General features: G+C 52.5%; 22 protein-coding genes and 2 riboswitches. Of the genes, 13 read left to right on the forward strand and 9 right to left on the reverse strand.

What is annotated here, in order from left to right; genetic code table 11:
* Nucleotides 1-784: formate--tetrahydrofolate ligase (locus TY09_RS10800; protein ID WP_042434166.1), on the reverse strand; the 784-nt coding region annotated here is incomplete at its 3' end.
* A 395-nt stretch (nt 785-1,179) separates the two neighbouring features.
* A complete protein-coding gene (locus TY09_RS10805) occupies nt 1,180-1,800 on the reverse strand; it encodes a HutD/Ves family protein (RefSeq protein WP_042434168.1) in 621 nt (206 codons plus the stop codon).
* A 243-nt stretch (nt 1,801-2,043) separates the two neighbouring features.
* Here TY09_RS10805 and ftcD point away from each other — a divergent pair, with 243 nt between their 5' ends.
* Together ftcD and TY09_RS10815 are read left to right on the forward strand one after the other, a co-directional pair.
* Nucleotides 2,044-2,937 (forward strand): glutamate formimidoyltransferase, encoded by an 894-nt coding sequence (ftcD, locus tag TY09_RS10810; RefSeq protein WP_020072018.1) that lies wholly within the window; start codon nt 2,044-2,046, stop codon nt 2,935-2,937.
* A gap of 28 nt (nt 2,938-2,965) precedes the next feature.
* Nucleotides 2,966-3,589 (forward strand): cyclodeaminase/cyclohydrolase family protein, encoded by a 624-nt coding sequence (locus TY09_RS10815; protein ID WP_042434171.1) that lies wholly within the window; start codon nt 2,966-2,968, stop codon nt 3,587-3,589.
* 99 nt (nt 3,590-3,688) lie between these two features.
* On the opposite strand, the gene TY09_RS10820 is transcribed toward TY09_RS10815, so the two are convergent.
* Nucleotides 3,689-4,144, reverse strand: coding sequence for a hypothetical protein (locus tag TY09_RS10820; RefSeq protein WP_009065484.1), 456 nt, complete (start codon nt 4,142-4,144; stop codon nt 3,689-3,691).
* A 1,690-nt stretch (nt 4,145-5,834) separates the two neighbouring features.
* Here TY09_RS10820 and hutH point away from each other — a divergent pair.
* The 3 genes from hutH to TY09_RS10840 all read left to right on the forward strand — a co-directional run bounded on the left by hutH (nt 5,835) and on the right by TY09_RS10840 (nt 9,802).
* A complete protein-coding gene (hutH, locus tag TY09_RS10830) occupies nt 5,835-7,364 on the forward strand; it encodes a histidine ammonia-lyase (RefSeq protein ID WP_042434177.1) in 1,530 nt (509 codons plus the stop codon).
* Nucleotides 7,365-7,848: 484 nt separating this feature from the next.
* The gene (locus TY09_RS10835) at nt 7,849-9,153 is read left to right on the forward strand and encodes an SLC13 family permease (protein WP_042434180.1); all 1,305 of its coding nucleotides are present in this window, start codon (nt 7,849-7,851) and stop codon (nt 9,151-9,153) included.
* Nucleotides 9,154-9,367: 214 nt separating this feature from the next.
* Complete coding sequence (locus tag TY09_RS10840; protein WP_242841484.1) at nt 9,368-9,802, forward strand: AraC family transcriptional regulator; 435 nt, start codon at nt 9,368-9,370, stop codon at nt 9,800-9,802.
* Nucleotides 9,803-9,908: 106 nt separating this feature from the next.
* Here the strand turns inward: TY09_RS10840 and thiE are convergent, their stop codons facing one another.
* From thiE to thiD, 4 genes are read right to left on the reverse strand one after another with little or no spacing between them, the layout of a single operon-like run.
* Nucleotides 9,909-10,556, reverse strand: coding sequence for a thiamine phosphate synthase (gene thiE, locus TY09_RS10845; RefSeq protein ID WP_042434183.1), 648 nt, complete (start codon nt 10,554-10,556; stop codon nt 9,909-9,911).
* Complete coding sequence (gene thiM, locus TY09_RS10850; RefSeq protein ID WP_042434186.1) at nt 10,546-11,379, reverse strand: hydroxyethylthiazole kinase; 834 nt, start codon at nt 11,377-11,379, stop codon at nt 10,546-10,548. Before thiM ends, thiE begins: the two co-directional genes overlap by 11 nt.
* A 19-nt stretch (nt 11,380-11,398) precedes the next feature.
* Nucleotides 11,399-12,712, reverse strand: coding sequence for a phosphomethylpyrimidine synthase ThiC (gene thiC, locus TY09_RS10855; protein WP_042434189.1), 1,314 nt, complete (start codon nt 12,710-12,712; stop codon nt 11,399-11,401).
* A gap of 18 nt (nt 12,713-12,730) precedes the next feature.
* Nucleotides 12,731-13,525, reverse strand: coding sequence for a bifunctional hydroxymethylpyrimidine kinase/phosphomethylpyrimidine kinase (thiD, locus tag TY09_RS10860; protein WP_042434192.1), 795 nt, complete (start codon nt 13,523-13,525; stop codon nt 12,731-12,733).
* Between the two features lie 59 nt (nt 13,526-13,584).
* Nucleotides 13,585-13,684: riboswitch (TPP riboswitch) on the reverse strand.
* Between the two features lie 49 nt (nt 13,685-13,733).
* Nucleotides 13,734-13,833: riboswitch (TPP riboswitch) on the reverse strand.
* A gap of 209 nt (nt 13,834-14,042) precedes the next feature.
* On the opposite strand from thiD, the gene TY09_RS10865 reads away from it, so the two are divergent.
* From TY09_RS10865 to TY09_RS10890, 6 genes are all read left to right on the forward strand, one after another.
* Nucleotides 14,043-14,696, forward strand: coding sequence for a hypothetical protein (locus tag TY09_RS10865; protein ID WP_042434195.1), 654 nt, complete (start codon nt 14,043-14,045; stop codon nt 14,694-14,696).
* Between the two features lie 26 nt (nt 14,697-14,722).
* Nucleotides 14,723-15,364, forward strand: coding sequence for a Vat family streptogramin A O-acetyltransferase (locus TY09_RS10870; protein WP_042434198.1), 642 nt, complete (start codon nt 14,723-14,725; stop codon nt 15,362-15,364).
* 321 nt (nt 15,365-15,685) lie between these two features.
* The gene (locus TY09_RS10875) at nt 15,686-16,252 is read left to right on the forward strand and encodes a DUF4256 domain-containing protein (RefSeq protein ID WP_042434201.1); all 567 of its coding nucleotides are present in this window, start codon (nt 15,686-15,688) and stop codon (nt 16,250-16,252) included.
* 86 nt (nt 16,253-16,338) lie between these two features.
* Entirely contained in the window at nt 16,339-16,683 is a 345-nt protein-coding gene (locus TY09_RS10880) for a DUF4274 domain-containing protein (protein WP_042434203.1), read from the forward strand.
* A 10-nt stretch (nt 16,684-16,693) separates the two neighbouring features.
* Nucleotides 16,694-17,206, forward strand: a complete 513-nt coding sequence (locus TY09_RS10885) for a GNAT family N-acetyltransferase (protein WP_042434207.1) — start codon at nt 16,694-16,696, stop codon at nt 17,204-17,206.
* An 88-nt stretch (nt 17,207-17,294) separates the two neighbouring features.
* Nucleotides 17,295-17,987, forward strand: a complete 693-nt coding sequence (locus TY09_RS10890; RefSeq protein WP_187119603.1) for an aspartate/glutamate racemase family protein — start codon at nt 17,295-17,297, stop codon at nt 17,985-17,987.
* Between the two features lie 97 nt (nt 17,988-18,084).
* Here TY09_RS10890 and TY09_RS10895 read toward each other — a convergent pair whose 3' ends face one another.
* Together TY09_RS10895 and TY09_RS10900 are read right to left on the reverse strand one after the other, a co-directional pair.
* Entirely contained in the window at nt 18,085-18,873 is a 789-nt protein-coding gene (locus TY09_RS10895; protein WP_042434209.1) for a hypothetical protein, read from the reverse strand.
* Nucleotides 18,874-19,057: 184 nt separating this feature from the next.
* Nucleotides 19,058-22,072 carry an AAA family ATPase gene (locus TY09_RS10900; RefSeq protein WP_042434212.1) on the reverse strand — a complete coding sequence of 1,005 codons (3,015 nt, stop codon included), beginning with the start codon at nt 22,070-22,072 and terminating at the stop codon, nt 19,058-19,060.
* A 196-nt stretch (nt 22,073-22,268) separates the two neighbouring features.
* On the opposite strand from TY09_RS10900, the gene TY09_RS10905 reads away from it, so the two are divergent.
* Together TY09_RS10905 and hutI are read left to right on the forward strand one after the other, a co-directional pair.
* Entirely contained in the window at nt 22,269-24,290 is a 2,022-nt protein-coding gene (locus tag TY09_RS10905) for a urocanate hydratase (RefSeq protein ID WP_042434215.1), read from the forward strand.
* 19 nt (nt 24,291-24,309) lie between these two features.
* Nucleotides 24,310-25,557, forward strand: a complete 1,248-nt coding sequence (hutI, locus tag TY09_RS10910; RefSeq protein WP_042434218.1) for an imidazolonepropionase — start codon at nt 24,310-24,312, stop codon at nt 25,555-25,557.
* Nucleotides 25,558-25,933 lie beyond the last annotated feature (376 nt).

Below are 25,933 nucleotides of genomic sequence, written 5' to 3' on the forward strand. Positions count from 1 at the left end.
ACGTCTGCACCAGGTTCGGCTTGATCGCATCCTTCAGCAAAGCGCACATCGCACCCTCTGCCTTGAGCTGAGCAGCGGTGACAGGCTCTTCGTTGTAAGTATAGCCGATGATCATTTTGCCAAGGCGCTCTTTCATATCGCTGATGGAAGAGGACAGGCACAGAACCGCCATGATCTCGGAAGCGACAGTGATGTCGTAGCTGTCTTCACGGGTGACGCCGTTGGTGCGCGGGCCAAGGCCGTCCACAATGCTGCGCAGCTGACGGTCGTTCATATCGACAACGCGCTTCCAGGTGATGCGCTTGGGATCGATGCGCAGCTCGTTGCCCTGATAAATGTGGTTATCCAGCAGAGCGGCCAGCAGGTTGTTCGCCGCGCCGATCGCATGGAAATCTCCGGTAAAGTGCAGATTGATGTCCTCCATCGGTACTACCTGGGCATATCCGCCGCCGGCCGCGCCGCCCTTTACGCCGAATACCGGGCCAAGGGAGGGTTCGCGCAGAGCGACAATCGCCTTTTTGCCGATTCGGCGCAGGCCGTCGGTCAGGCCGACGCTCGTGGTGGTCTTTCCCTCACCCGCGGGAGTCGGGTTAATCGCCGTGACTAAAATCAGTTTGCCGTCCGGTTTGTCCGCCAGATCGCTCAGGAGCTTATAGTCCACCTTTGCCTTGCCCCGTCCGTACACCTCCAGATATTTCTCGTCGATGCCCGCGGTCTTTGCGATGTCCCGAATGTCTTTTGCTTCGTATTGCTGTGCAATTTCAATATCAGATAAAAAGCCCATTGTTACAATTCCTCCTGATCCATTTATGAATTCGGCCCCCGAACGCCGTCATAGCCGCCACACACGGCCTGCCGGGCGTTTGAAACCACTCTTTATTCCAAAATACCACACCGAATTCCTCGTTACAATAACCAAATGACCGCAAAACGTCCAATTTGACGATAATAAGACGAAAAGCCATAGGGATTCCAGACGCTAAAACCGTCAAAAACCCAGCGGACATCCCGTTTTTAAGAGAAACCGAGGTATTTCAAACGAACTGCTCCGGCTCTTTCCTTACGTCGAAAACAAAAGGCTCATGTTCAGAAATCCGCGCCAAAAAGGACGAATACAGCCAAACGGGCAAGTTCCGGGGGTGGAAACGTACTCATTTTCAATCGATGGGAACGCGAATGTCAGGAAAGAAAAGACACCTGCGCCACCATCAGCCGAACGGGGGAATCCCCCTTGTTCCGAATTTTCACAGCTACGGTGGGCGCGCCGGCCTCCGTTTGCAGACGGGCTGCGTCGCGCGGTGAAAGAGCGACGGTCTCCCCTCCTGCACCGAGCTCAGCGGCTCCCTGCACACACCAGCACAGCAGAACGCTGCGGCCCGGTTCGCCGCTTTGGCAGCAGAATTCCGCCGTCTGCCCCACGCCGACAATCAACGCAAACGCATTGCCCCGGCAGACGCCCTTTCGGGTCATCAGATTATAATCCACAACCTTTCCGCGGCTGCGGGTCTCCCACGCGCCGTCAAACGCGGCGCATTCCAGCTCCCGCAGAATTACCGGCGTTTCGCTTCCCTTATAAAAAAGGGAAAGCTCCCCCTCTACCGGCGCGATGATCCGGTCGTAATCCGGCAGAGAGGTAAAGTTTGATTCCTCAAGCTCCACCGTGGCTGAGCTCAGCCGAAAATGAAAGCTGCGGTCGGCATACAGCGCGCCGGGCGGGTCGATGGCGATCTGCGTTGTTTTCCCGCCAGACCACTCGCTCACCACAAAATCCTGCGGTGTGATCTTCTCCAGTTTTGTCATTTTGTCCCACTCTCCTTCTGTAAAACAATGTGAATAAAGACGCTTTTCTCACACTATATCCGCTCTCTCGTCTAATAAACGTCACAAAGGAGGGCGTTCCATCGAAAAAGCCGGTTTCGGTGGTTGCACTTGCCGAAATCTTCTATTATGATTGTTTTGTAGCCGATTCCGTTGCCGGATTCCCGTTCTCAGCGCGGATTCATCCACCATAAAAATTTCAACATAGAAACGGAGCCGATCATTATGATGAACAAAATTCTGGAATGTGTACCCAACTTCAGCGAAGGACGCGACCTGGAAAAGGTTGAGAAAATCGTCTCCTCTTTCCGCGGAAAAGAAGATGTAAAGCTGCTGGACTACAGCACCGATAAAGACCACAACCGCTGCGTCGTCACCGTAGTGGGCGAGCCCGAAGCGGTGCGCGACGCAGTGATCGAGGCCATTGGCGTTGCCACCGAGCTGATCGACATGACCAAGCACGAGGGCCAGCACCCCCGCATGGGCGCAACCGACGTGGTTCCCTTCATCCCCGTGCGCAACTGCACCGTAGACGAAGCCAACGAGATCGCCAAACAGGTCGGCGCCGCCATCGCGGAGAAATTCGGCGTGCCGAGCTTCCTGTATGAGAAGTCCGCTACCGCTCCCCACCGCGAGAATCTCTCCGAGATCCGCAAGGGCCAGTTCGAGGGCATGCCCGAGAAGATGAAGGATTCCAAATGGAAGCCCGACTTCGGCCCGGATCACATTCATCCCACCGCCGGCGTCACCGCGATAGGCGCCCGTATGCCCCTGGTTGCCTTCAACATTAACCTCGACACCCCCAACCTCGAAATCGCCACCCAGATTGCCCGCAAGGTTCGCTTCATCGGCGGCGGCTTCCGGTTTGTCAAGGCGATGGGCGTTATGCTCGAGGACCGCAACATTGCTCAGGTCTCCATGAATCTGACCGACTACACCAAATCCGCCGTGTACCGCGTATTTGAAACCGTTAAGATGGAAGCCCGCCGTTACGGCGTCAACGTGGTAGGCAGCGAAGTGATCGGCCTGGTTCCCATGGCCGCTCTGATCGACTGCGCAGAGTATTACCTGCAGATCGAGAACTTCAACATGGATCAGGTTCTGGAAACCCGCCTGTAAGCAATCAATTTTGGAGGGAAACATACCAATGGAAATGAAAAATATGACCCTTGAGGTCTTTTGCGCCACTACCGCCTCCAACGAGCCCGCGCCCGGCGGCGGGAGCGTTGCTGCTCTGGCCGGCGCACTGGCCGCCGCCTTGGCGGAAATGGTAGCCCAGCTGACCATCGGCAAAAAAGGCTATGAAGAGGCCGCGGACGAAATGAAGGCGATCATCCCTGAGGCTGCGGCGCTGCGCGCGGAGCTTCTCGATGAGATCACCCGTGACAGCACCTCCTTCAACGCTTATATGGAAGCGATGACTCTGCCGAAGGACACCGACGAGCAGAAGGAAGTTCGCCGCAACGCGATGCAGGAGGCTTTGAAAAAGGCCGCCGAGGTGCCGCTGCATGTTGCCGTAACTGCGGCAAAGATCATGCCGATGGCCGGCACTATGGTGAAAAAAGGAAATGCCAACGCCGTAACCGACGGCATGGTGGCCGCGATGATGACCCGCACTGCGGTTCTGGGCGCTCTGCTCAACGTGAAGATCAACCTCGGCTCCATTAAGGACGAAGCGTATGTAGCGGACATGAAGGCAAAAATCCACGAGATCGAAACCGCTATCGTTCGCGACGAAGCCGCTGTTTTGGCAGCTTCGCCCCTGAAATAAGAAGCTTATGATTTGAAAAGCACCAAACAGAATAAGTGAATGATGGGAACGGTCTGAGAAATCAGGCCGTTCTTTTTTGCTCTCCTTCTTTTGATACGATTAAAAACTCATGTGAAAGTAGTACCAGCGGTCAACGATTTTTTCTGTTTCATATTGATTGTCCCCGTTGACCTGCTCATAGCTCCACCCCGTATCGGTTTTTACCAGAGACATAACTTCCCCCTGAAAGCCCAAAGGAACATCCGACGGGGAATAATAGAACCCGGTGTAGGAAGAGGATGGAGCCAGACCAAAGCCGCCGCACAGGAATTCGACCATTTTGCTGTCGGAATGATAGACGATCTCCTGAACGCCGGAGACAGAAGCGCCCTCTGCGCTGCCGCGCTCTATGACAGAGGAAGCAACCTCTGTCAGCTGCGCTTCGTTGTTTTTCACACGAGAGACAATGGCCCCTTTGGTGCCGGGATACCAAACCGATACAACGGGAATACTGATCAACAGACAAACTACGAGAAACAAAAGCAGCACCGGCCGTTTTTTCAATTGGTCTTTCATCAGCTTTTCCCCCTGCCATTTTCATTCAGTCATTTCCAACGATAGCTTTCTGAAAGTGATCGGCGGGTTGAGCACGCTGACACCCGCGGAGAAGCGTCTCAAAAAACTGTCTGTTCCCACACGGATACGGCCTTGCAGAAAGCTACCGCAAGCAGCTATGCAGGCCAATAAGAACTTTCTGAAAGCGGCTGGTGGGTTGAGCCCACTGACACGCCACGGGGAACCCGCAGAAAACTCTCTTCTCTGGAAAGATAATCTGCCTTCGCGTCTTTTGCAAAAAGAAAAAAGCATACCGCAGCATCACCGCTTAGTATGAAGTTTGAAGTTATTTTACCACAAATACCCGGATCGTTCCACCCTGAAAAAGTCTGCGCGGGCAGTGAGCGTTTCGACGCTAAAGACCGCGGAGAAAGAATTTTACGTCGCATTTTATCAACCAAAATTGTTTCGGAAAACGAACATAACGACTTCTGATCCTTCCATTTTTTGTTTGCCAGGAAGATCGAGAAAAAGTGAAAGGATAGAAAAAGATTCTATATTTTGGTAAAAACCCAGTTATACTGTGATTTTCTCTTGTATTCAAAATGGAAGGAGTCTCTTGCTTCTTCTCATCTTCCATAAACCCTCTGTTCGCGGCTCCAAGAAGAAAATATTCAAAACTTGTTTTTGCAGGATTTTCTGCCCATATCTTCAACTTTCGCGCGTATTTTCAATTATTTTGATGAAATTTGAATTTTTTTCAGGAAAAAGAAGGCATTTTCCTGACTTTGAAAAATGCGATCAGACGGAAGAAAAAACAGGAAAAGAGCGATCTTGACGTAAAAATCCAGGCAGACTGCGCATTCTATAGTTTGTTATCAGATTAGCACAGTAAAATTCCATCTTATTTCCGTCTTTTCTATCAGAGCAAATTAAGGCTCAATGCAGGGGCAAAAACACCGCTTTTTCCCTAAATCATAACGAAAAAACCTGTAACACAAAATGAAATAGACGGACAAGCCTTCGATTGTTCCGGGAAAAACGGCATTTTTTCCTTTTCGAGCGCTTTGCAATAAACCCCCCTGATTTGCTCAAATTTTCACGTTTTGAATTCAATTTAACGTGCTAACATGTTAGCTAGCTACCAAATCATCTAGATGACACAATAAAGCAAATTTGGAATATTGTCATTAAAAACAAGAGTGTGAAAACCTGCGTTTTTTTCATTCTATATTAGAAGTAAAACACCTTTCACAAAGCTCTTCAAAGCCGCATCGCACCTGGCTTTTTCAGGGCTTTTGAGGAGCAAAATCACTCTTATCAGAATCACAACTTTTTTTCATTGATCAATCTTTTCAATTTTTTTGCCTTTACCCTCTTCTCTTTTGTATCTTTTCCCCGTAAAATAAGAAGGAAAGTAAATTTAAGGCCATCAGTCTGGGTTTTGGCCACCCCAAAATTACGATCTTTTTCGCTTCAATCTGTCGGTTTTCATTATTTATTACAGTTTGCGTTTGTTTTTACCTAAGATTGCTCCTTTTCGGCCTGCAATTGCAATTCAGCAATTTTTGCAGCCTGATTTTTAGAAAAATAAGAAGATTCACTTAGACGTTTCTTTGACATGCGGCGATGTATAATCTGGTCAAAGTTCAACAAGTGATTTGTGTGTGAGTTGCATTGAAACCAAAATGGTAAAAGGAGATTGTACATTATGAAAACTGTTATTTTGACCGGCCAGGATTTGACCCTGGAAGAATTCGCACTGGTTTGCCGCGAGGACGTGCCTGTTGCTTTATCGGAGCAGGCCAAACAGAACATCATCGCTTCCCGCAAGGTTGTGGATCAGATCGTCGATGAGGATCGCGTTGTTTACGGCGTAACCACCGGATTCGGAAAGTTCAGCGACGTTGTCATCAGCAGCGACGAATGCAAGCTGCTGCAGAAGAACCTGATCATTACTCATGCGGTCGGCGCCGGCAATCCGTTCCCGCGCGATGCGGCCCGCGGAATGCTGCTGCTCCGCATTAACAATATGGCGAAAGGCTTTTCCGGATGCCGTATGGAGGTTGTAGACGTTCTGATTGAAATGCTCAACAAGGGCGTTACTCCTCAGATTCCCGAAAAGGGCTCTTTGGGCGCTTCCGGTGACCTGGCTCCTCTGGCTCACATGGTTCTGCCGATGATCGGCCTTGGTCAGGCGGAATACAAGGGCGAAATCCTCGACGGCGCCGAAGCGATGAAGCGTGCGGGCATCCCCGTCGTGGAGCTGAGCGCAAAAGAGGGCCTGGCACTGATCAATGGTACCCCGGCTATGACCTCTACCGGCGCTTTGACCGTTTATGACGCTCTGGAACTGCTGAAGGTCGCCGACGTTGCCGCCGCTCTGAGCTTTGAGGCACACAACGGCGTAGTCAACGCTCTCGACGAGCGCATCCATGTAATCCGCCCCCACAAGGGCCAGATGGATACCGCCAGAATCCTGCGGCAGCTGCTCAGCGGCAGCAAAAATACCACCCATCAGGGCGAGATCCGCGTTCAGGACGCTTACTCCCTGCGCTGCGTACCGCAGATCCACGGCGCGAGCAAGGATGCCATCAACTTTGTCAAGCAGAAGGTCGAAATCGAGATCAACTCGGTTACTGATAACCCGATCATTTTGAAGGACACCATGGAGGGCATCTCCGGCGGTAACTTCCACGGCCAGCCGATGGCGCTTCCCTTCGATTTCCTGGGAATCGCGATCGCGGAGCTCGCGAACGTTTCCGAACGCCGCATGGAGCGCCTGGTAAACCCCGCGCTGAGCGGTCTGCCCGCATTTTTGACCAAAGACGGCGGCGTAAACTCCGGCTTTATGATCGTTCAGTATTCCGCTGCGGCTCTGGTTTCTGAAAACAAGGTTCTGGCGCATCCCGCCAGCGTTGACAGCATTCCTTCTTCCGCAAACCAGGAAGACCACGTCAGCATGGGCACCATCGCGGCGCGCAAGGCCCGCGAGATTCTGGGCAACGCCCGCCGTGTTCTGGCAATGGAGCTGATGTGCGCCTGCCAGGCGATCGATATGCGCGGCGACAAGGGCATGGGCGCAGGCACGAAACCCGCCTATGATACCATCCGCGCTCTGGTGAGCAAGCTGGAAGAGGATCGCCCGCTGTATGAGGATATCAATCTGTGTGAAAGCACTCTCATCGACGGCAGCCTGATTTCTCATGTAGAAGAAAGCGCTTCAAAGATCGAGCTGTAATTTATCGAAAGAACGAACCTGAACACCGCCGACAGTTTTGATCCAACGCAAAGAGCATTCCCCGTATGAAGCCAGGATTCGGACGGAGATTGTCAGGCGTGGAAAAAATTGATCTGGTACGTCCCAGCACTGTTACTCTGCTCTTTGTTCTGATGGATCGCCCGAAGGAACGGGCGGTGTTCGGTTTTTCTTAACCCCCACGGTTCGTGCGGATAGTCCTTGCAGCGAATGAGATTCACAGCATACACAAATAAACGCAACGAAAGGAGAAATGAAACGCACTTGTTCACGCTGTGTTTGCTGACCGGCTGTATCCCCACAAAAAGGTCTGCGCCGGAACACTGAGAATGGTTTGCTTTCGCTTTCTCAGTTTGTGCTCTGTGAATCCTCCATACCGCTAACGGGGCTTGTGGCATAAAGAGGGGATGTTTTCTGTATCAGTTTTACAGGTTTTCCCTTTATTAAAACAAGAGGAGGTTATTTTATGATTTTGACGAACCCGGTACTTATTGCCGTTGTTGTGCTGCTTGTACTGTGCTTCTTGAGAGTGAACGTTCTGCTGGCCCTGTTTGCCTCTGCAGTTACTGCTGGTTTGGTCGCAGGCATGGACGTTTCGACAACAATGACAACCTTTATCACCGGTATCGGTGAGGACCCCGAAACGGCCCTGTCTTATGTGATGCTGGGCGGTCTGGCCGCCACCATCAGCTACACGGGTGTTTCCGACATTCTGGCGGTTAAAATCGCCAAGCTGGTCAACGGAAAATCACTGGTATTCGTGTTTTTCCTGGGCTTTATTTCCTGCTTCTCGCAGAACCTGATTCCCGTACATATCGCTTTCATTCCGATTTTGATTCCGCCGCTGCTGATCGTCATGAACAGGATGAAGATCGACAGAAGAGCTGTGGCCTGCGCCCTTGCGTTTGGTCTGCGTGCTCCTTATGTTGCCATCCCTGCCGGATTCGGTTTGATTTACCACGGCATCATTTCGAACAACATGACCAAAAACGGCATGGAAATCGACAAAATGGATGTTTGGCGTTACACCTGGCCCCTTGGCGTTGCAATGCTGATCGGCTTTGTTCTGGTCGTTCTGTTCCTGTATCGCAAACCCAGAGAGTACAAGAACGTGGAAGGCTTCGCGGTTGATCTGGATACCGTTGACACCACCATGACCTTTAAGCACTGGTCTGCGGTTATCGCTGCGGTTGTTACCCTGGTGATTCAGCTGGTTTGGGGTTCCCTGCCGCTGGGCGCTTTGATCGGTTTGGCCATTATGTTCATCACCAAGGCAGTCAAATGGTCCGACATGGATAAGATCATTGACGAAGGCGTTCAGCTCATGGGCTTCATCGCATTCGTTATGCTGGCTTCCAATGGCTTCAGCGCCGTTCTTCGCGACAGCGGCGGTGTTGATCAGTTGATCCAGAGCTCTTTGGGCTTCATTGGCGGCAGCAAGCTGCTCGGCGCGCTCATCATGATGCTCGTTGGTCTGTTCATCGTAATGGGCACCGGTACTTCTTTCGGTACCGTTCCTGTTCTGGCGGTTCTGTATGTACCGCTTTGCGCACAGCTGGGCTTCAGCGTCGGCGCAACCACGCTCCTGATTGCTGCGGCTGCTACCATCGGCGATACCGGCTCCCCTGTTTCCGATACCACACTCGGACCGACGGCCGGACTCAACGCGGACGGACAGCACGACCACATTTGGGATACGTGCGTACCAACCTTTATTGCATCCGATATTCCGATCTTTATTTTGGCAATCGTTGCTCCCCTCTTGATGTGATCGGGATTTCTCAAACAAACAGAGCGCCGTGGAAATTTCCACGGCGCTCTTTCTGTTACAGAAAAGTTCCTTTGAAGCAATCCTTTTTCCCCTCGAAGGGTAAAGAGAAACTGAATTTGAACTGCCGTAATCCTGAACGGTTTTAAAAGAATTCTTGAAAAAGATTTTAAAGCGTGTTATGGTGCGGATAGTTCATCAATCAGGAAGGATTTTTATGACCTATCAAATAGAAGAGATGACGGCAGGCCGGGCCATGTCGATGCGGCGCACCGGCCCGTATGGCCCCGGCAACCACGCGCTGATGGAAACATTCAAGGAATGGGTCAGAGCCAACGACCTGTTCACCGACTCGGCAGTCATTCTGGGAATTTCACAAGATCATCCCCAGACCACACCGCCGGAACGCTGCCGCTACGACGTTTGCATTCTGGTTTCTGACGACTATTCCCAAACGGACACGGCTGTTACTGAACTCTCCCTGCCGGGCGGCAAATACGCGGTCTTTTCCATCCCCCACACCGCAGAGGCGGTTCAAAAAGCGTGGAGCGACATCTTTCCGCAGCTCGCCGCTGATGGGCTGACTTCAGATCCCTCCCGGCCGATTCTGGAGAGATACGTGCCGGCAATGCTGCAAAAAGCATCTGTGTGAAATCTGTGCCCCGGTGTGAACGCACCTTTTCTAACAAATCATCCATCAGCAGACCCGTCCGCAGCTTTTCTGCGGACGGGTCTGCTGTATTTCTTTCGAAGTATGTTTACTCCCGGCAAGCGGATTTCTGCTGCTCCAGCAGGTCTTTCAGGCTGCGGGCCGCGGCAGCGATATCCTGGGCAGCGACGATTGCCGAAACAACAGCGACACCGTCTATACCGCCCCCCCGGAACAGGGGAATGGTCTTTGCGTTGATGCCGCCAATCACAACGATCGGGAGGCTCACGGCGGAACGGATTTTTCTCAGTTCTTCCATAGAGACGAGCTGTGCGTCCGCCTTGGTGCCGGTGGCAAACATGGCGCCGACGCCAAGATAGTCCGCACCGTCGCGTTCGGCCTGAAGAGCCTCCTCCACTGTGGAGACAGAAACACCGAGAAGCTTCTCTTCCCCGAGGATGGCGCGAACCGTTTTCGCGGGCAAGTCCTCCTGCCCGACATGGACCCCCGCGGCGTCTACGGCAAGGGCAATGTCCACCCTGTCGTTAATAATGAGGGGTATCCCCTTTGCATCGGTCATCCGCTTCACGCCGAGTGCCGTGTGGTAAAAGTCGAGAGAAGATGCATCCTTTTCGCGCAGCTGCACCAGCGTGATCCCGCCTTCTATCGCCTGTTCCACAGCCTGCTCGAGCGTCGTCGTGCTCATCAGATCGCGGTCGGTAACCAGGTACAGACTGAGATCAAAATCAGGTTTCATCGAGCTTCGCCCTCTCTTCCAGAATTTCGGCGCTCATACGGTTGACTGCATCGACCAGCGCGACGCGAAAGCTGCCGCTGCCGAGTTCTCCCGCCCTTTCAGCCGCGAGCTCCCCTGCGATGCTCATGCAGAGGATTCCTCCCGCGGCGGCGGAGAGGAAATCGTCTGTGGCGCCGCAGAACGAACCGACGAGAGAGCTGCACATGCAGCCGGTTCCCGTCACGCCGGAAAGCGCCGGAACGCCGTTCTTCAAATACAGCGTGCGGGTTCCGTCCGTTACAATGTCGATGGCACCGGTTACTGCCGTAACGCAGCCAAGGCGCTTCGACACCGCCTGTGCGGTATCGCGCGCGGCCTGCAGTCCACCGCGGCTGTCCTCCTCCGAGGCATCCACGCCCTTTGTCCGGGAGTCAAGACCGGCCACAAACCGGACTTCGGAGAGATTCCCGCGCAGCACGCTGATCTTTACTTCTTCCAGAATCCGTCGGGTTGTTCGGTTGCGCAGCTCGGAGGCCCCCGCGCCGACCGGATCAAACACAACGGGGATTCGAGTTTTATTTGCCTGTTTCCCAGCCGCAAGCATCGACTCGATCGTTCTTTCATTCAGCGTGCCGATGTTCAGCACCAGCGCGGAGGAAATCGCGGTAATATCCGCCGCTTCGCCGATATCGTCCGCCATGATGGGCGAGGCCCCGATCGCCAGCGTGATGTTGGCGCAGTCATTGACGGTAACATAATTGGTAATGTGGTGAACCAGAGGCTTTTTCGAGCGAACTTCTTCTAAAATGCCGCCGATTTGCTCTAGCCATTCTTTTTGAGTCATGCATCTCTCCCCTTTCGTTTTATTTGCTCTCGGGCATCAGCTCGACGTCGAGCCCTTCGAGAATCCGGTTCATGGTGCGTACGGCGCACATTTTCCCGCACATGGAGCAGCTGTGCTGATCCTCCGGCGGAACGCTTTCAAAGTATGTTCTTGCTTTCTCTCCGTCGAGCGCGAGCGCAAAGGTCTCTTCCCAATCCAGCCGCCTTCTGGCTTCGCTGATGCGGTAATCCGCCTCGCGTGCATGTTTGATTCCCTTGGCAATGTCCGCCGCGTGGGCCGCGATTTTCGATGCGATGATACCCTCCTTCACGTCGGAGAGATCGGGCAGACGAAGGTGCTCTGCAGGAGTGACATAGCAGAGAAAATCCGCTCCGTTCGCAGCAGCGATCGCCCCGCCGATCGCGGAGGTGATATGGTCGTACCCGGGGGCGATGTCCGTGACCAGCGGCCCAAGTACATAAAACGGCGCGCCGTGACACAACCGCTTTTCGAGCTTCATATTGGCGGCAATTTCATCCATCGCCATGTGGCCGGGGCCCTCCACCAGGACCTGTACGCCGCGCTCCCATGCGCGCTTGGTCAGATTCCCAAGCTCCGTCAGCTCGGCGATCTGAGAGGCGTCTGTCGCATCTGCGATGCTGCCGGGGCGCAGGGCGTCGCCAAGGCTGATCGTGACGTCGAATTCGTGCAGAATTTCGAGCAGCTCGTCGTAATGCTCGTAGAACGGGTTTTCGTTCCCGGTCATCTTCATCCACGCGAACAGCAACGAGCCGCCGCGCGAAACGATGTTCATCTGACGCCGCTCCCGCATGAAGATCTCTACGGCGCGGCGGTTGAGCCCGACGTGAATCGTCATGAAATCCACACCCTCTTCCGCGTGGGCGCGCACCACCTTCAGAAAATCCTGAGCCGTGATCTCTTTTAAATCCTTTTCCAGATACCCCACCGCATCGTAAACCGGTACGGTACCGATCATGGCGGGGGAGGTTTCGATCAGCTTCTGCCGGAAGGTATGCGTCTTGCCGTAGTTGCTCAAATCCATGATGGCTTCGGCCCCAAAGCGCTCGGCAAGGCGAACCTTTTCCATCTCGACCCGGTAATCCACACAGTCGCCGGAAACACCGAGGTTTACGTTGATTTTCGTGCGGAGCCCCTTCCCCACGCCGTGCGGATGAAGCACCGTATGCCGCACATTGGCTGGGATGACGACCTGCCCGCCGGCCACCAGCTCCAGCAGCTCCTGCTCCGCGATAGCCTCTTCCTGCGCTACCTGACGCAGTTCTTTTGTGACAATCCCTTTACGGGCAGCGTCCATCTGTGTTTGAAATTCCATTCATTTGCCCTCTCTTTCCTATAATCCATTCTGATAAAGATCGTAAAAATGATGCGTGGGGCCGCAACCCTTGCCAATCGCGAGCGAATGACGGATCGCGGTGGTGACGTACGCCTTTGCTTTGCGCACCGCTTCCTCCATGGAACAGCCCAGCGCCAGATTGCAGGCGATGGCAGAGGAATACGTACAGCCCGTGCCGTGTGTGTTTTTGGTCTGGATTCGCGTTTCGCTGAACCGGTAAAAGCGCTCGCCGTCGAACAGGATATCCAGCGCGTCACCGTCGGCGTGACCGCCTTTTACCAGAACACCCCTCGCCCCCATGGCGTGGATTTTCTTCGCCGCGCGCTCCATATCCTCCGGCGAATGAATTGCAAGGCCGGTGATGGTCTCCGCCTCGGGAATATTGGGAGTGAGCAGATCGGCCAGCGGCAGGATTTCGTGGATCAGCGTATCCATCGAGTCCGGCTGCATCAGGGGGCAGCCGTTTTTCGCCAGCATCACGGGGTCGATCACCACATTGTTCGGGCGGTATTCGCGCAGCTTTTCTGCCACGGCCAGCATGCAGTCGGATTTGGAAAGCATACCGACTTTCACCGCGTCTGTGCCGATGTCCTGAAACACGGCGTCGATCTGCTGTTTGATCATATCGGGAGAGATGTCCTGCACACCGAGAACCTCGCACGTGTTTTCCGCCACCACAGAGACGATCACGCTCATGCCGAAGGTGCCGTGCGCCGCAAAGGTTTTCAGGTCGGCCTGAATTCCCGCGCCGCCGCTGCAATCCGAACCGGCTATGGTCAAAAGCTTTTTCATATGGGTCACCTTTCTTTCCTCAAAACAAAAAGGATGCCGCCGACCATGGCAAGCATCCTTTCGATCGATGTTTTGCTTCCCTACGCCAGTGTTAACTAACAGGTTCAAAGGGTCAGGTTTTAACCTTCTCAACTCCATAGAGTCCCCCCGCAACAGATTCAGTTGTTAAATAAAAAAGTGCTTTCCCTTGTGAGGAAAGCACCGATTCATTCGTTCTGCATTTGCTTCCCTGCGCCAGTGTTAACTGACAGGTTCAAAGGGTCAGGTTTTAACCTTCTCAACTCCGTAGAGTCCCCCCGCAATCTATTCGATTACTCATAACTTAGCACGTATTTTCTTTTGTGTCAATACCGAACGAAAAAACACGTTTTGAGATTGGCCATGTCAGAGCGGTGCTCCGGCCGAGGACGCTGCACCATTGCCCAAACCCGATTGCCGTGGTAAACTGAGCTTAAATTAGAAGCGGAAATTCTGAACCTATACGCAGAGAAATTGGGATTTAGAAAGGGAAAACCGGATGAATATCATAAAAATTGAGGGAATATCAGAATCATATCCTGAACGGATAGATGGTACCCTAGAGTGGTATGCTTGCCAAGAGAGCAAAGATTCCTTTTGCGATTTATATGAAGCTGAAGCAATTGTGAAATCGGGAAAAATATTTTCTGGAATGACCTGCCATTTGATTCATTATCCAGAGGGAACGGTTTACAGTCCATTCGAATTGAAAGAAAATGTCTATATCGAGCAGCCGGTTTGGGACGAAGGAAAGCTATCCTTTTTAGGAGTTGATTTTTTCAAACAGAAAATACAGCTGTATCGCTATTTTCCGGAGAATCAGGAACTTGAAATGATCAAAGAACTTCCATTGGGAATTGTAGAAAATTGTTACAATCTTGCATTAAAAGTCTCGCCCCTTATGCTTTGTCGAGATGCAAACAATAAGATTTTTGAAATTGTCTGGCCAGAGAATGAAAAAATAGAAATAGGGCAAACCGAGGATTTATTGTTCCGCGATGGAGAAGACTTATATTTTTCCGAATGGTATGAAGATCCGGAATACCATGAAAATGTAATCATCAGAGATCTGTCTACTGGAAAGATAAAGGAAAAACATCCCGGCTATCTCATTAAGCTGCCCAACGGAGTGTATTGGAAGATTTCATTATAATTTCCAATTTGAGAGGAGGGGATTCGATGCAGTACGGCCCGAATCCTGATGCGATCTACCCCAACGAAGCGATCAAAAGCGTCTGTTTTATTAAGAATGTCATCACCCGTCCCAATATTCTTGTGGGCGACTATACCTACTACGACGACATCCACGGCCCGGAGCGCTTTGAGGAGCACGTCACCCATCATTATGAGTTTCTGGGCGACAAGCTCATCATCGGAAAATTCTGTGCCATCGCCAAGGGCATCGAGTTTGTCATGAATGGCGCCAACCACCGGATGTGCAGCGTTACCACCTATCCATTCAACATCATGGGCGGCGGCTGGGAAAAATCCATGCCCTCTTTGGATGACCTTCCTTTTAAGGGCGACACCATAGTGGGCAACGATGTATGGATCGGACAGAATGTTACGGTGATGCCCGGCGTCCATATCGGTGACGGCGCTGTCATTGCCGCAAATTCTGTGGTGGCGAAAGATATCCCCGCCTACTGCATTGCCGGGGGAAATCCCTGCAAGGTTATCAGAAAGCGTTTCGATGACGATCTGACCGAATACCTGCTGCAATTGCAGTGGTGGAACTGGCCCGCCGAAAAGATCTTTGCGAATCTGGACATTCTGTGCAGCGCGGATTTAGAGAAAATCCGGACAATAGAAAAGCCATGAACAGCCGAAAAATACACAAAAGCGGAATTGACAGAGGCGCACAGAGTCGTATCTTCCATCATCCACAAATGCGAAAAGGCACAGAAAAATTCCCGAACGGTACCTTTCATCACACGCTTCTAAAGAACAGATGAGAAGCGATGTATATTTCCAAAGCCTTGATTAAAGAAGCTCTTGGCAGCGAGGAGTGAAGTCCGATAGGACACTTCCTGAAAAAGGCAGAGCGAATATACCGCCCTGAATCCGGAAATCATTACTGACAATCCAGGATACCGATTGCGGCAGAATTGCAGCGGAAAATTTTGATTAGGAGATGTCAATATGAAAAATGAAAAACGGGAATTGTCGCTCGAGCAGCGTGAGGAGCTGCTCAAAACCTTAAAGGCCCGCTTTGAGAAAAACAGGAATCGGCATCCGGGTATTGAATGGGATGAAATACAGGCAAAATTGGAAGCCAACGCGGAAAAGCTGTGGTCGCTGAACGAAATGGAAGAAACCGGCGGCGAACCGGATGTTGTGGGGTTCGATCGTTCTACGGGCGAATATCTTTTTTATGATTGTGCGGCGGAAAGCCCAAAGGGCCGCAGAAGCGTCTGCTATGACCATGAAGGGCTCGAATCGAGGAAAGAACACAGGCCGGAGAATACCGCGGTCGATATGGCGGCTGCTATGGGCATTGAGTTATTGACGGAAGAACAATACCGGGAACTGCAGAAACTGGGAAGCTTTGATACCAAAACGTCAAGCTGGGTGAGAACTCCCGCTAATATCCGGAAATTGGGCGGCGCCCTCTTTTGCGACCGCCGCTACGATACCGTCTTTGTGTACCACAACGGGGCGGAATCTTACTATGCCGCCCGGGGCTTTCGAGGCATGCTGAGGGTCTGAATTTGATAAGGATGCAAAGGAACGGAGAAGTATAAAAGTATTGTTGACAAAATACTCAGCAAAATAGAAATTCACAGGGGAAGTATATGACATATGAAAAGATGAAGGCAGTACTTCAAGATTACAATTGGGATAATGGGTTTGATGTACCGAAACAAATGCTTCTGGATGAGAATTGCGATTTGGCTTTGGCATTAGAGGTTTTCTATCTTGGGGATGGCTTTGGATACTTTCAGACCTTTGCCCACAATATTGGCGGCACAAAGGAATGGTTTTGCTTTATCAGTGACCTGTACGAGGATATTGATAACGGGAAATACAAGAAGTCAGAGCATCACTATACAATTCCGCTGTCACAGGTACAACGTTATCAGCTTAGAAAAAACAACATCCCGGAAGTATTTTTGACAGACATATCAATCCCGGTTTAAGGAGGGCAAAATGATCATTCGTCAAGAACAAAAAAGTGATTCTGAAAAAGTGTATCAGGTGGTTCAGAAAGCGTTTGAGAAAGCGGAACGTTGCGACGGCAACGAGCAGGACTTGGTTGCTGCGCTGCGAAAAAGCGAGGCATATGTGCCGGAGCTCTCTTTGGTCGCCGAAGAAAACGGTGAGGTTGTTGCGCATATTCTATTTACCAAAATCCGCATAGGCGATCAAACGGAACTGGCTTTGGCGCCGCTTTCCGTTTTGCCGGAATATCAGCACCAGGGGATCGGAACAGCACTCATGGCTCGTGGGCATCAAATTGCCGCTCAGATGGGCTACAGATTTTCGGTGGTTCTGGGCAGTGAAGAATATTACCCAAAGGCAGGATATGTACCGGCAGAACAATATGGCATACAAGCGCCGTTTGATGTTCCAAGTAAAAATTATATGGCGCTTGACCTGCAAGGCAAGCCGCGTAAACTGAACGGCACCGTGGCGTATGCCAGGGAATTTTTTGAGGTATAGCGAGAAAATAGTGAGCGAATTGACTCAAAGCACAAAGAGTTGACAGTAGGTAGAGAGACTCCAAAATATGATCAAAGGGGGAATCATCTTGAAAACGATCGGACTGATTGGCGGGATGAGCTGGGAAAGCACGGTTACTTATTATCAGGTCATCAATGAAATCGTAAACCAAGAGTTGGGCGGACTGCATTCCGCAAAAATCCTGCTGTACAGTGTGGATTTTGCAGAAATCGAAAAGTGCCAGGCGGACGGTGATTGGGATAAAAGCGCGGATATTCTCTCCTCAGCGGCCCGGAACCTGGAAAAAGCCGGAGCGGATTTTATTGTGATCTGCACCAATACCATGCACAAGGTAGCGCCCCAGATTCAAAGCAAAATCGGCATCCCGATCCTACATATCGCCGAAGCGACAGCGGATGAATTAAAGCGCTGCAACATTACAACGGTCGCATTGCTTGGAACCAAATATACCATGACACAGGATTTTTATAAGGAAAAGCTGACGCGTGCGGGAATTACTGTTCTGATCCCGGATGAACAGGAAATTGAAACGGTAAACAATATCATTTATAAGGAATTATGTTTGGGGATCATTTCGGAAATTTCAAAGGAAAAGTATCGGGATATCATCAAAGCGCTTTCCAGGCGCGGCGCTGAGGGAGTCATTCTCGGCTGTACGGAAATCGGGATGCTGATTCGGCAGCAGGATACCGACCTGCCTGTTTTTGATACGACCAGAATTCACGCGTCAAAAGCCGCCATGCTGTCTATCGAAAGATAATTTTTTCAATTTCTCAGCGGGGCTTATGGCCCTCTGCACAGAAAACGCCCGCCAACAGCACAAGGCCGTTGGCGGGCTTTGGGAATGCAAAGAAAAATCAGAATTCGGGCAGAGTAATGATAATTTCTTCCGACAGGCTCACCGGGCCGCCCATGCGGCAGCGGATAACCTTGCCGTTTTCGATGGCGGCGGCAGCTTCGATCACGCCGCCGGGCTGGTGCAGGCTGAAACGATGCTCGCCGTCCCCCTGCTGCAAAGCCAGAAACACCGCAACTGCCATAGAACCGCTGCCGCAGCTGCTCTCCCAGATCAGGGAATCTGTGTCGCACACATACACAACGGGCACCATGTTTTGTCCGTTCAGGAAAAGGATTCCGTAGGCGCTGGCGGGTGCGGCCGCCTGAACTGCCGCAAGCAGTTCCCGGACAAACGCCTCCCCTTTGGCTTCTCCGGGAACGATGGTATGTACAATTCCGTCAAAGCAAACGGCATTGTATTCCTGACCGTCAAACGGAATCTGAATCGTTCCAACGGGCAGCGGCATTTCCGTTTCGCACCGGCCGCCCTCCCGGTCAATCTGCACGGTGAGGGGCTGTTCGGCGCCGCTGACCTCTACAATTACGGTATCGGGGGTCCCAGGAAGCTGCGTGCTGAGCAAATACCCGAAGCTGCGGGTAGCGTTGCCGCAGAACTCGCCGCCCATCATCTGAATGCGGCCCTGTGCGCCCATGCGCGGCGGTACCTGAAAAGCCACCTGTTCTGCATGGTACTCTTCCATGGACAGCAGCTTTGCCGCAACGGGGGCATACTGCTCCGGCGGCACATCGCCCAGTACAAAAATAGTGATATTGCCCGCGGGATCGGCTACTCTGATCGAAAACTTCACTCGAAAGCTCCTTTCCTGCATACCGGCAGTTCTCCGGTATGATGTTCTGCCCTTACAGCAATTTCCTAAGAATCGTGCGGAATAAATTTCGTTCTCTCCCCGCCGAAGGCGGGGAGAGAACACTCTACTTTCCGACTCTGATTTGAATTTGCTATAGCATACCATGTGTGCGTCTTTTTTCCGTTTAAATTGTCGTGTCCGCCAGCTCCAGCGGCAGGTACAACTCATAGGCCCCCGGCAGGTGCCCCATGTATTTTTCGGCGTTCGCACAGCACGCTTCAAAGCCCTCCGGAATCACGTCGGTGAACTCTTCGGGATAGTTTTTGATCAGGATCGCCTTAATCCGCTCCAGAATGCCCAAAGACATGGGCGAAGCCAGCATCTGCGCATGTCGTTCTGCCTCTGCGAGCAGGGGCTTTGAGTCCTTAAAGTTCCCCTCGGCCGCGTACAGCAGCGCACAGTAGGATTTGGTGATGCCGCGCCCTACTAGGATGTTGGAGGCGTCGTACAGCTTATTCGAGGTAAAGAAACGGTCGGCCGCCTGCTCCTTCTTGCCCAACGCAAGCAGTGCGCGCGCCTGATTGGAATAGAATGTGGGATTTTTGGGGTATTTGCGGTCGCTGCAGATTTCCAGCGCACGGTCGTAATATTCCAGCGAGCGCTCAAAATTCTGCTGCTTGCGCTCCACCTCGCCCAGATAATTGTAGCAGGCCGCAAGATTCAGCACGTAGTTCTGGGCATCCAGCGATGCGGATTCAAACCGGTTGATGGCCTGATTCAGCTGCTCGCGGCTTTCGTCGTATCGGCCGCACATCAGCAGGTACAGCCCGTACAGCCGGCATTCGATCGCGTAATCGATCCCAAGGCGGTTCTCCTTCGCGATCTCCATGCTCTTCTGAATGTTTTCGCACATCAGCCCGGTATCCCCCACCTGAATTCCGTAGAAAGTGAGCTGGCGCAGGCAGGCAATATGCATCTGCGGGTGTTCCTCCAGGTATTCGGCATGGCTCAGGCTGCGGTGAATCGCGTCGAGCCCCTTTTTGTACTGTCCCTGCGAAATGCAGTATTTGCCGATCACAAGATACAGCCACGTTTCCATCTCGGCAAAATCCAGCGCGTTCGGCTGGTAGTTATACAGACGAACCAGCTCCGCCGTCAGCTCGTCAAAATACTTGGTCAGCTGCTTCGGCGCCTTTAGTGCCGAATCCTTTTGTAATTGCAGAATCGGATACAGCTCATAATTAAAGCGGGAATAATCCGAAAGGCTCAAAATCTTATACTGCAGCACCTTGGCGTCGTTGCCCGCCTGCGCGTAATGATAGATCACCCGCTGATACCAGCTGTTGTTATGAACCAGTTCGGCCGCCTGCTCGTAATAATTGGCGACGCGGGCGTGCAGCAGCCTGCGCTTGGAGGGCGAAAGCTGCGAATGGACGAAATCCTGCATTTTCGCGTGGCGGAACTGGAAACGGATCTGCCCGTCCGACACTTTTTCGCGGATCAGACTGCGCTGCTTGAGATCATCCGTCAATTCTATGATCTCTAAGGTGTTGCGGTTGAAGATATATTCGACGATATCGAGCGTGATGGACTCGGGGCAGACCGAGATAGTGTCGAGCAGCTGCCGCGAATCGGTGGAAAGCTCCTCCAGCCGGGCCAGCAGGATATCCTGCGGATTCGACGGCATGTGTACGCCGGACGCACCCGCATCCTGTGTCAGGTAGCTCATCAGCAGATCGAGAAAAAAGCCGTTGCCCTCCGAATCCTGGTAAATATGGCGGATGATCTGATCGTTCAGAGCATCCGGTCCCAGACGGTCGGCGAGAATATCCTTGACCACCTGCTCGCTGAAAGGCTCCAGCAGAAGCTGTGTGGCGAACTTTTCGCGCAGCAGCGCATTGATCTGCTTTTGCAGCTGCGGGGTCTGTACATCCAGGCAGGTGCAGATGCACATAATATTAGGGTTGCGCTCGCGGATAATCAGCGAGAGCAGCTCGAGGCTGAGGTTATCCATAAACTGAATGTTATCGAAAAACAGGATGATAGGCGTTTCCTCCCCCACGAGAGAAAACAGCTTGAGCACGCTGTTGCGGGTGGTGCGGTAATTGTAAGAGATCATGATGTCCTCCGGCACCTGCAGCGAAAGAGGCCGGTCGCCGAACAGCGGGAACAGCGTGTTGATGTGGTTCATGTAGTTTGCGGGAACCGTAATGTTATGGCTGCGAATGTATTGATCGAGCTGCAGCATAATGGTGTTCCAGGGCTGGAGAATAAACTCCCGCTCCTCCTGAAAGCAAATGGTTTTCAGCACAATGCAGGAATCCTCACCGATGCTGTCAAAAAAATGATTGATGAGGTATGTTTTTCCGACGCCGTTGTCACCCAGAACAAAAATGGCCGTGGGGGTTCCAAGCAAAAACGAGCGGTACGATTTCATCAGATACTGCATCTCTTCCTTGCGGCCAATCACGTGCACCATCGGCTGCTCGGGCTCTTCGGTGCTCGACTGCGTCCACGCGCTGAGCAGCTCGCGGTGCAGCTGAGAAAGCTCGGCGCACGGCGCGATGCGCAGCTCGGCGTTGAGCAGCTTGCTGATGTTCTGATACACCTTGATCCCTTTATAATAGAGGCCGTTTCTCTGGTAGCATTCCATCATCAGCTGATAGACGCGCTCGTCCAGCGGATCTTTCTTGACATATTTGGCAAACAGCGACTCCGTCTCAGAAACATCCTTGCCCGCGGCCTGAATCATGCTGTCGTACAGTTGGCGCAGATAATACTCCTTGAGCTCGGTACGCTCCATATCCAGCCAGTTTTCGAACACGTCCGCGTTTTTCAGGCTGAAGCCCTGCATCAGCTCGCCGTCGCACAGCGAGAAATCACGATTCTTCATGAAGTTGTCATAGTCGATATCGTAGCTGAGCTCGGGGTTCAGCGTAAGCAGGTGCTTTTTCGGCGAAACAATCAGTTCCAGATCAAACGTCTTTTTAATCGTATAAAGCGTATGGCGCAGATTCTTTTTGGCCACCTGCGAATCGTCGGAATCCCACAGCAGATTCGCGGCCTGTTCCCTTGAAATCGTCTTTTTCAGGGCCAGGCAATACAGCAGCGCTTCTGCCTTTTTAAACGGAAGCAAAACCTGCTGTCCGTCTAACAAAACTCTCGGGGTCTGCAAAAGTTGGAAAGAAATAGTCGGCATAACGGAAACCCTCTTTCTCATATTCAACAAAAAAACAGAACGAATCGGCTCAAATTTCTCCTCTGCATTTTATTATACACGATCTTTCATGAAAAAGCATCTATGAATTCAAATTTTTTTAAGTCATCCCCGCTTATTATAGACGTTATTTAGACAGCGCTGTGCTACTATGTATTTGCAAAGGAGGTTCTACCACATGAACAATATTGAGATCGGTAATGCTATGACAATCAAACTCGACCCCGTTCTGCCGGAATATCCCACCTTCAAAGAGGGTGTTCGCCGCGCACCGAAGCGTGAGTTGACCTTGAACGAAAGAGAGATCAAGCTCGCTCTGAAAAACGCGCTGCGTTATGTTCCGGAAGAGCTTCACGAGCAGCTTGCTCCGGAGTTCCTGGAGGAGCTGATGACACGGGGCCGCATCTACGGCTATCGCTTCATGCCGAAGGATCGCATCTACGGCAAGCCCATCGACGAGTACAAGGGCAACTGTGTAGAAGGCAAGGCGTTCCAGGTCATGATCGATAACAACCTGGACCACGAAGTGGCCCTGTACCCCTACGAGCTGGTTACCTACGGCGAGACCGGCCAGGTCTGCCAGAACTGGATGCAGTATCAGTTGATCAAAAAATATCTGGAAGCGCTGACTGACGAACAGACGCTTGTCATGATGTCCGGCCACCCGATGGGTCTGTTTAAGTCCCATAAGACCAGCCCCCGCGTGATTATCACCAACGGCCTGATGATCGGTATGTTCGACAATCCGCACGACTGGGCCAAGGCCACCGCAATGGGCGTTTCCAGCTACGGCCAGATGACTGCCGGCGGCTGGATGTACATTGGGCCGCAGGGCATCGTCCACGGCACCTTCAACACTCTGCTCAACGCGGGCCGCAAGGTTCTAGGTATTCCGCAGGACGGCGATCTGCGCGGACACCTGTTTGTTACCTCGGGCCTGGGCGGCATGAGCGGCGCGCAGCCCAAGGCGGTTGAAATCGCCGGCGGCGTAGGCATTGTTGCCGAAGTGGACGCTTCCCGCATTGAAACCCGCCACAGCCAGGGCTGGGTCGGCAAGGTGGCCGAAACTCTGGAAGACGCTTTTGCCTGGGCAAAGGACGCTATGGAAAAGAAAGAGGTTCTTTCCATCGCTTATCACGGTAATATTGTAGATCTGCTGCAGTACGCCGTGGACCACAACATTCACATCGACCTGCTCTCCGACCAGACCTCCTGCCATGTGCCGTACGACGGCGGCTACTGCCCGCAGGGAATGAGCTTTGACGAGCGCACCGAGATGCTGAACTCCGACAAGGAAACCTTCTGCAAGAAGGTCGACGAATCCCTGATCAAGCACTATCACCTGATTAAAACGCTGGTAGAGCGCGGCTCTTACTTCTTCGATTACGGCAACGCCTTTATGAAGGCCGTATTCGACGCCGGCGCGAAAGATATTGCCAAAAACGGCGAGGACACAAGCGAAGGCTTCATCTTCCCCTCCTATGTGGAAGACATCATGGGCCCGATGCTGTTCGACTATGGCTATGGCCCGTTCCGCTGGTGCTGCCTGTCCCGCAAGCCGGAGGATCTGCGCAAAACCGACCACGCCGCCATGTCCATCATCGATCCCAACCGCCGCGGCGCAGACCGTGACAACTACATCTGGATCCGCGACGCGGAAGAGCACAAGCTGGTTGTCGGCACCCAGTGCCGCATTCTGTATCAGGATGCGCTTGGCCGCCGCGACATCGCCCTGAAATTCAACGAGATGGTCAGAAACGGCGAAATCGGCCCCGTAATGCTCGGCCGTGACCACCACGACACCGGCGGAACCGATTCTCCCTTCCGCGAGACCTCGAACATCTACGACGGCAGCAATGTGACCGCCGATATGGCGATTCACTGTTATGCCGGCAACGCGGCGCGCGGCATGAGCCTGGTGGCTCTGCACAACGGCGGCGGCGTAGGCATCAGCAAGTCCATCAACGGCGGCTTCGGCATGGTGCTCGACGGCAGCAAACGCGTGGACGACATTCTGATGGCTTCGATCCCGTGGGATACCATGATCGGCGTCGCCAGAAGAAGCTGGGCGCGCTGCGAGCATTCCATTGAGACCGTTGCGGAGTATAACCAAACCCGTAAGGACTCTGACGCGATTACAATGCCTTATATCGCCTCTGACGATCTCATTAACAAGACCTACGATAAAATCGTGAAATAAGAAAGCGGAGGAACCGATCATGAGCAAAAAACTGATCTGCCATGCCGCAGAGCTGGTTACCTGCGCCGGGAAAGGGCCGAAGCACGGCAAAGACATGTCCGACATCGGAATGATCAAGGATGGCGCGGTTCTGATCGACGGCGACAAGATCGTCGCTGTCGGCACGACCGAGCAGCTGAAACAGCAGTGCAGCGGAATCGACTGCGAGATCATCGATGCGACGGGCAAAACGGTTATGCCAGGATTCGTGGATTCTCACACGCACTTTGTGTTCGGCGGTTACCGCGCGGATGAATTCTCCTGGCGCCTGAAGGGCGACAGCTACATGTCCATTATGGAACGCGGCGGCGGAATTAATGCGACTGTTTCAAAAACCCGCGCGGCATCGCTGGAAGAACTGGTGGAAGCGGGCCGCGACCGGCTCGACCGCATGCTGGAATTCGGCGTGACCACCGTGGAAGGAAAAAGCGGCTACGGGCTGGATAAGGAAACCGAATTAAAGCAGCTTCGCGCCATGAAAGAGTTGAACAGCACACACTGTGTGGACGTTGTCTCCACGTTTATGGGTCCGCACAGCGTTCTGCCGGAATACAAGGGCCGCGAGCGTGATTTCATCGATTTTCTGCTCCATGAAGTCATGCCTGTGGTAAAGGAAGAAAACCTTGCTGAATTCGCGGATATTTTTACGGAGAAGAATGTATTTTCCGTTGAAGATTCCCGCCACTATATGACAGAGGCAAAGAAGATGGGCTTTAAGCTCAAGATTCATGCCGATGAAATTGTTCAGCTGGGCGGCGCTGAACTGGCAGCCGAAATGGGCGCTGTTTCCGCCGAGCATCTTCTGCAAAGCTCTGACAAGGGGATTGCAGACATGGCCAAGGCCGGCGTGATCTGCAACGTTCTGCCCTGCACGGCGTTCTGCCTGAAGGAACCGTACGCGAAAGCCCGCAAAATGATCGATGAGGGCGCGGCGGTTGCCCTTGGCAGCGACCTGAACCCCGGCAGCTGCTTTACCAACTCCATTCCCCTGATGATTGCACTCGCCTGCATTTACATGGGTCTGTCGATCGAAGAGGCCATCACCGCTCTTACCATCAACGGTGCAGCAGCGGTAGACAGAGCCGACCGGATCGGCAGCATCGAGCCCGGCAAACAGGCGGATATCATTCTTCTGAAATACCCTTCGATTCATTTTCTGCCCTACCATACTGCTATTAACTTGGTCGAAACCGTCATCAAAAACGGTGAGATCGTTCACAAACGGTAAACCCTCTCCTTACTACAGAGAAAAATTCGGCGGAGTGACATTCTGCCTGCCGCTCCGCCGAACGCTTCTCTCTTAACTTTGCTAATACGTTCTTGCACAACTAGGTGCTTGACTTCTGCCACGGAGCAACATTTTCCCGGGTTTTTTGGCGGCCGGAATACCTGCCAAAGAGCCGGAACAGTGTTGCTCCCTCCTCTTTTTCTGCGGCTTTGCACACATTCCGGACAGAAACTTCCAGGCAGAATACATTGAACCCACACCTGAACAGATCAACCCATTTCTGCTTCCCTCTTCCACATGGCAGAAGGGAAGAAAATCAATCATTCAGGAACCAACTTTATTCAGAAACGAAAACAGGCAGCCCTGCTGGTCGGCG

The sequence above is a fragment of the Faecalispora jeddahensis genome (assembly GCF_000577335.1).
Taxonomy (GTDB): Bacteria; Bacillota; Clostridia; order Oscillospirales; family Acutalibacteraceae; genus Faecalispora; species Faecalispora jeddahensis.

Coding starts and splice junctions, on each gene's coding strand:
- TY09_RS10805 (WP_042434168.1), bottom strand. CDS start 1,800: ATGACAAAACTGGAGAAGATCACACCGCAGGATTTTGTGGTGAGCGAG.
- ftcD (WP_020072018.1), top strand. CDS start 2,044: ATGATGAACAAAATTCTGGAATGTGTACCCAACTTCAGCGAAGGACGC.
- TY09_RS10815 (WP_042434171.1), top strand. CDS start 2,966: ATGGAAATGAAAAATATGACCCTTGAGGTCTTTTGCGCCACTACCGCC.
- TY09_RS10820 (WP_009065484.1), bottom strand. CDS start 4,144: ATGAAAGACCAATTGAAAAAACGGCCGGTGCTGCTTTTGTTTCTCGTA.
- hutH (WP_042434177.1), top strand. CDS start 5,835: ATGAAAACTGTTATTTTGACCGGCCAGGATTTGACCCTGGAAGAATTC.
- TY09_RS10835 (WP_042434180.1), top strand. CDS start 7,849: ATGATTTTGACGAACCCGGTACTTATTGCCGTTGTTGTGCTGCTTGTA.
- TY09_RS10840 (WP_242841484.1), top strand. CDS start 9,368: ATGACCTATCAAATAGAAGAGATGACGGCAGGCCGGGCCATGTCGATG.
- thiE (WP_042434183.1), bottom strand. CDS start 10,556: ATGAAACCTGATTTTGATCTCAGTCTGTACCTGGTTACCGACCGCGAT.
- thiM (WP_042434186.1), bottom strand. CDS start 11,379: ATGACTCAAAAAGAATGGCTAGAGCAAATCGGCGGCATTTTAGAAGAA.
- thiC (WP_042434189.1), bottom strand. CDS start 12,712: ATGGAATTTCAAACACAGATGGACGCTGCCCGTAAAGGGATTGTCACA.
- thiD (WP_042434192.1), bottom strand. CDS start 13,525: ATGAAAAAGCTTTTGACCATAGCCGGTTCGGATTGCAGCGGCGGCGCG.
- TY09_RS10865 (WP_042434195.1), top strand. CDS start 14,043: ATGAATATCATAAAAATTGAGGGAATATCAGAATCATATCCTGAACGG.
- TY09_RS10870 (WP_042434198.1), top strand. CDS start 14,723: ATGCAGTACGGCCCGAATCCTGATGCGATCTACCCCAACGAAGCGATC.
- TY09_RS10875 (WP_042434201.1), top strand. CDS start 15,686: ATGAAAAATGAAAAACGGGAATTGTCGCTCGAGCAGCGTGAGGAGCTG.
- TY09_RS10880 (WP_042434203.1), top strand. CDS start 16,339: ATGACATATGAAAAGATGAAGGCAGTACTTCAAGATTACAATTGGGAT.
- TY09_RS10885 (WP_042434207.1), top strand. CDS start 16,694: ATGATCATTCGTCAAGAACAAAAAAGTGATTCTGAAAAAGTGTATCAG.
- TY09_RS10900 (WP_042434212.1), bottom strand. CDS start 22,072: ATGCCGACTATTTCTTTCCAACTTTTGCAGACCCCGAGAGTTTTGTTA.
- TY09_RS10905 (WP_042434215.1), top strand. CDS start 22,269: ATGAACAATATTGAGATCGGTAATGCTATGACAATCAAACTCGACCCC.
- hutI (WP_042434218.1), top strand. CDS start 24,310: ATGAGCAAAAAACTGATCTGCCATGCCGCAGAGCTGGTTACCTGCGCC.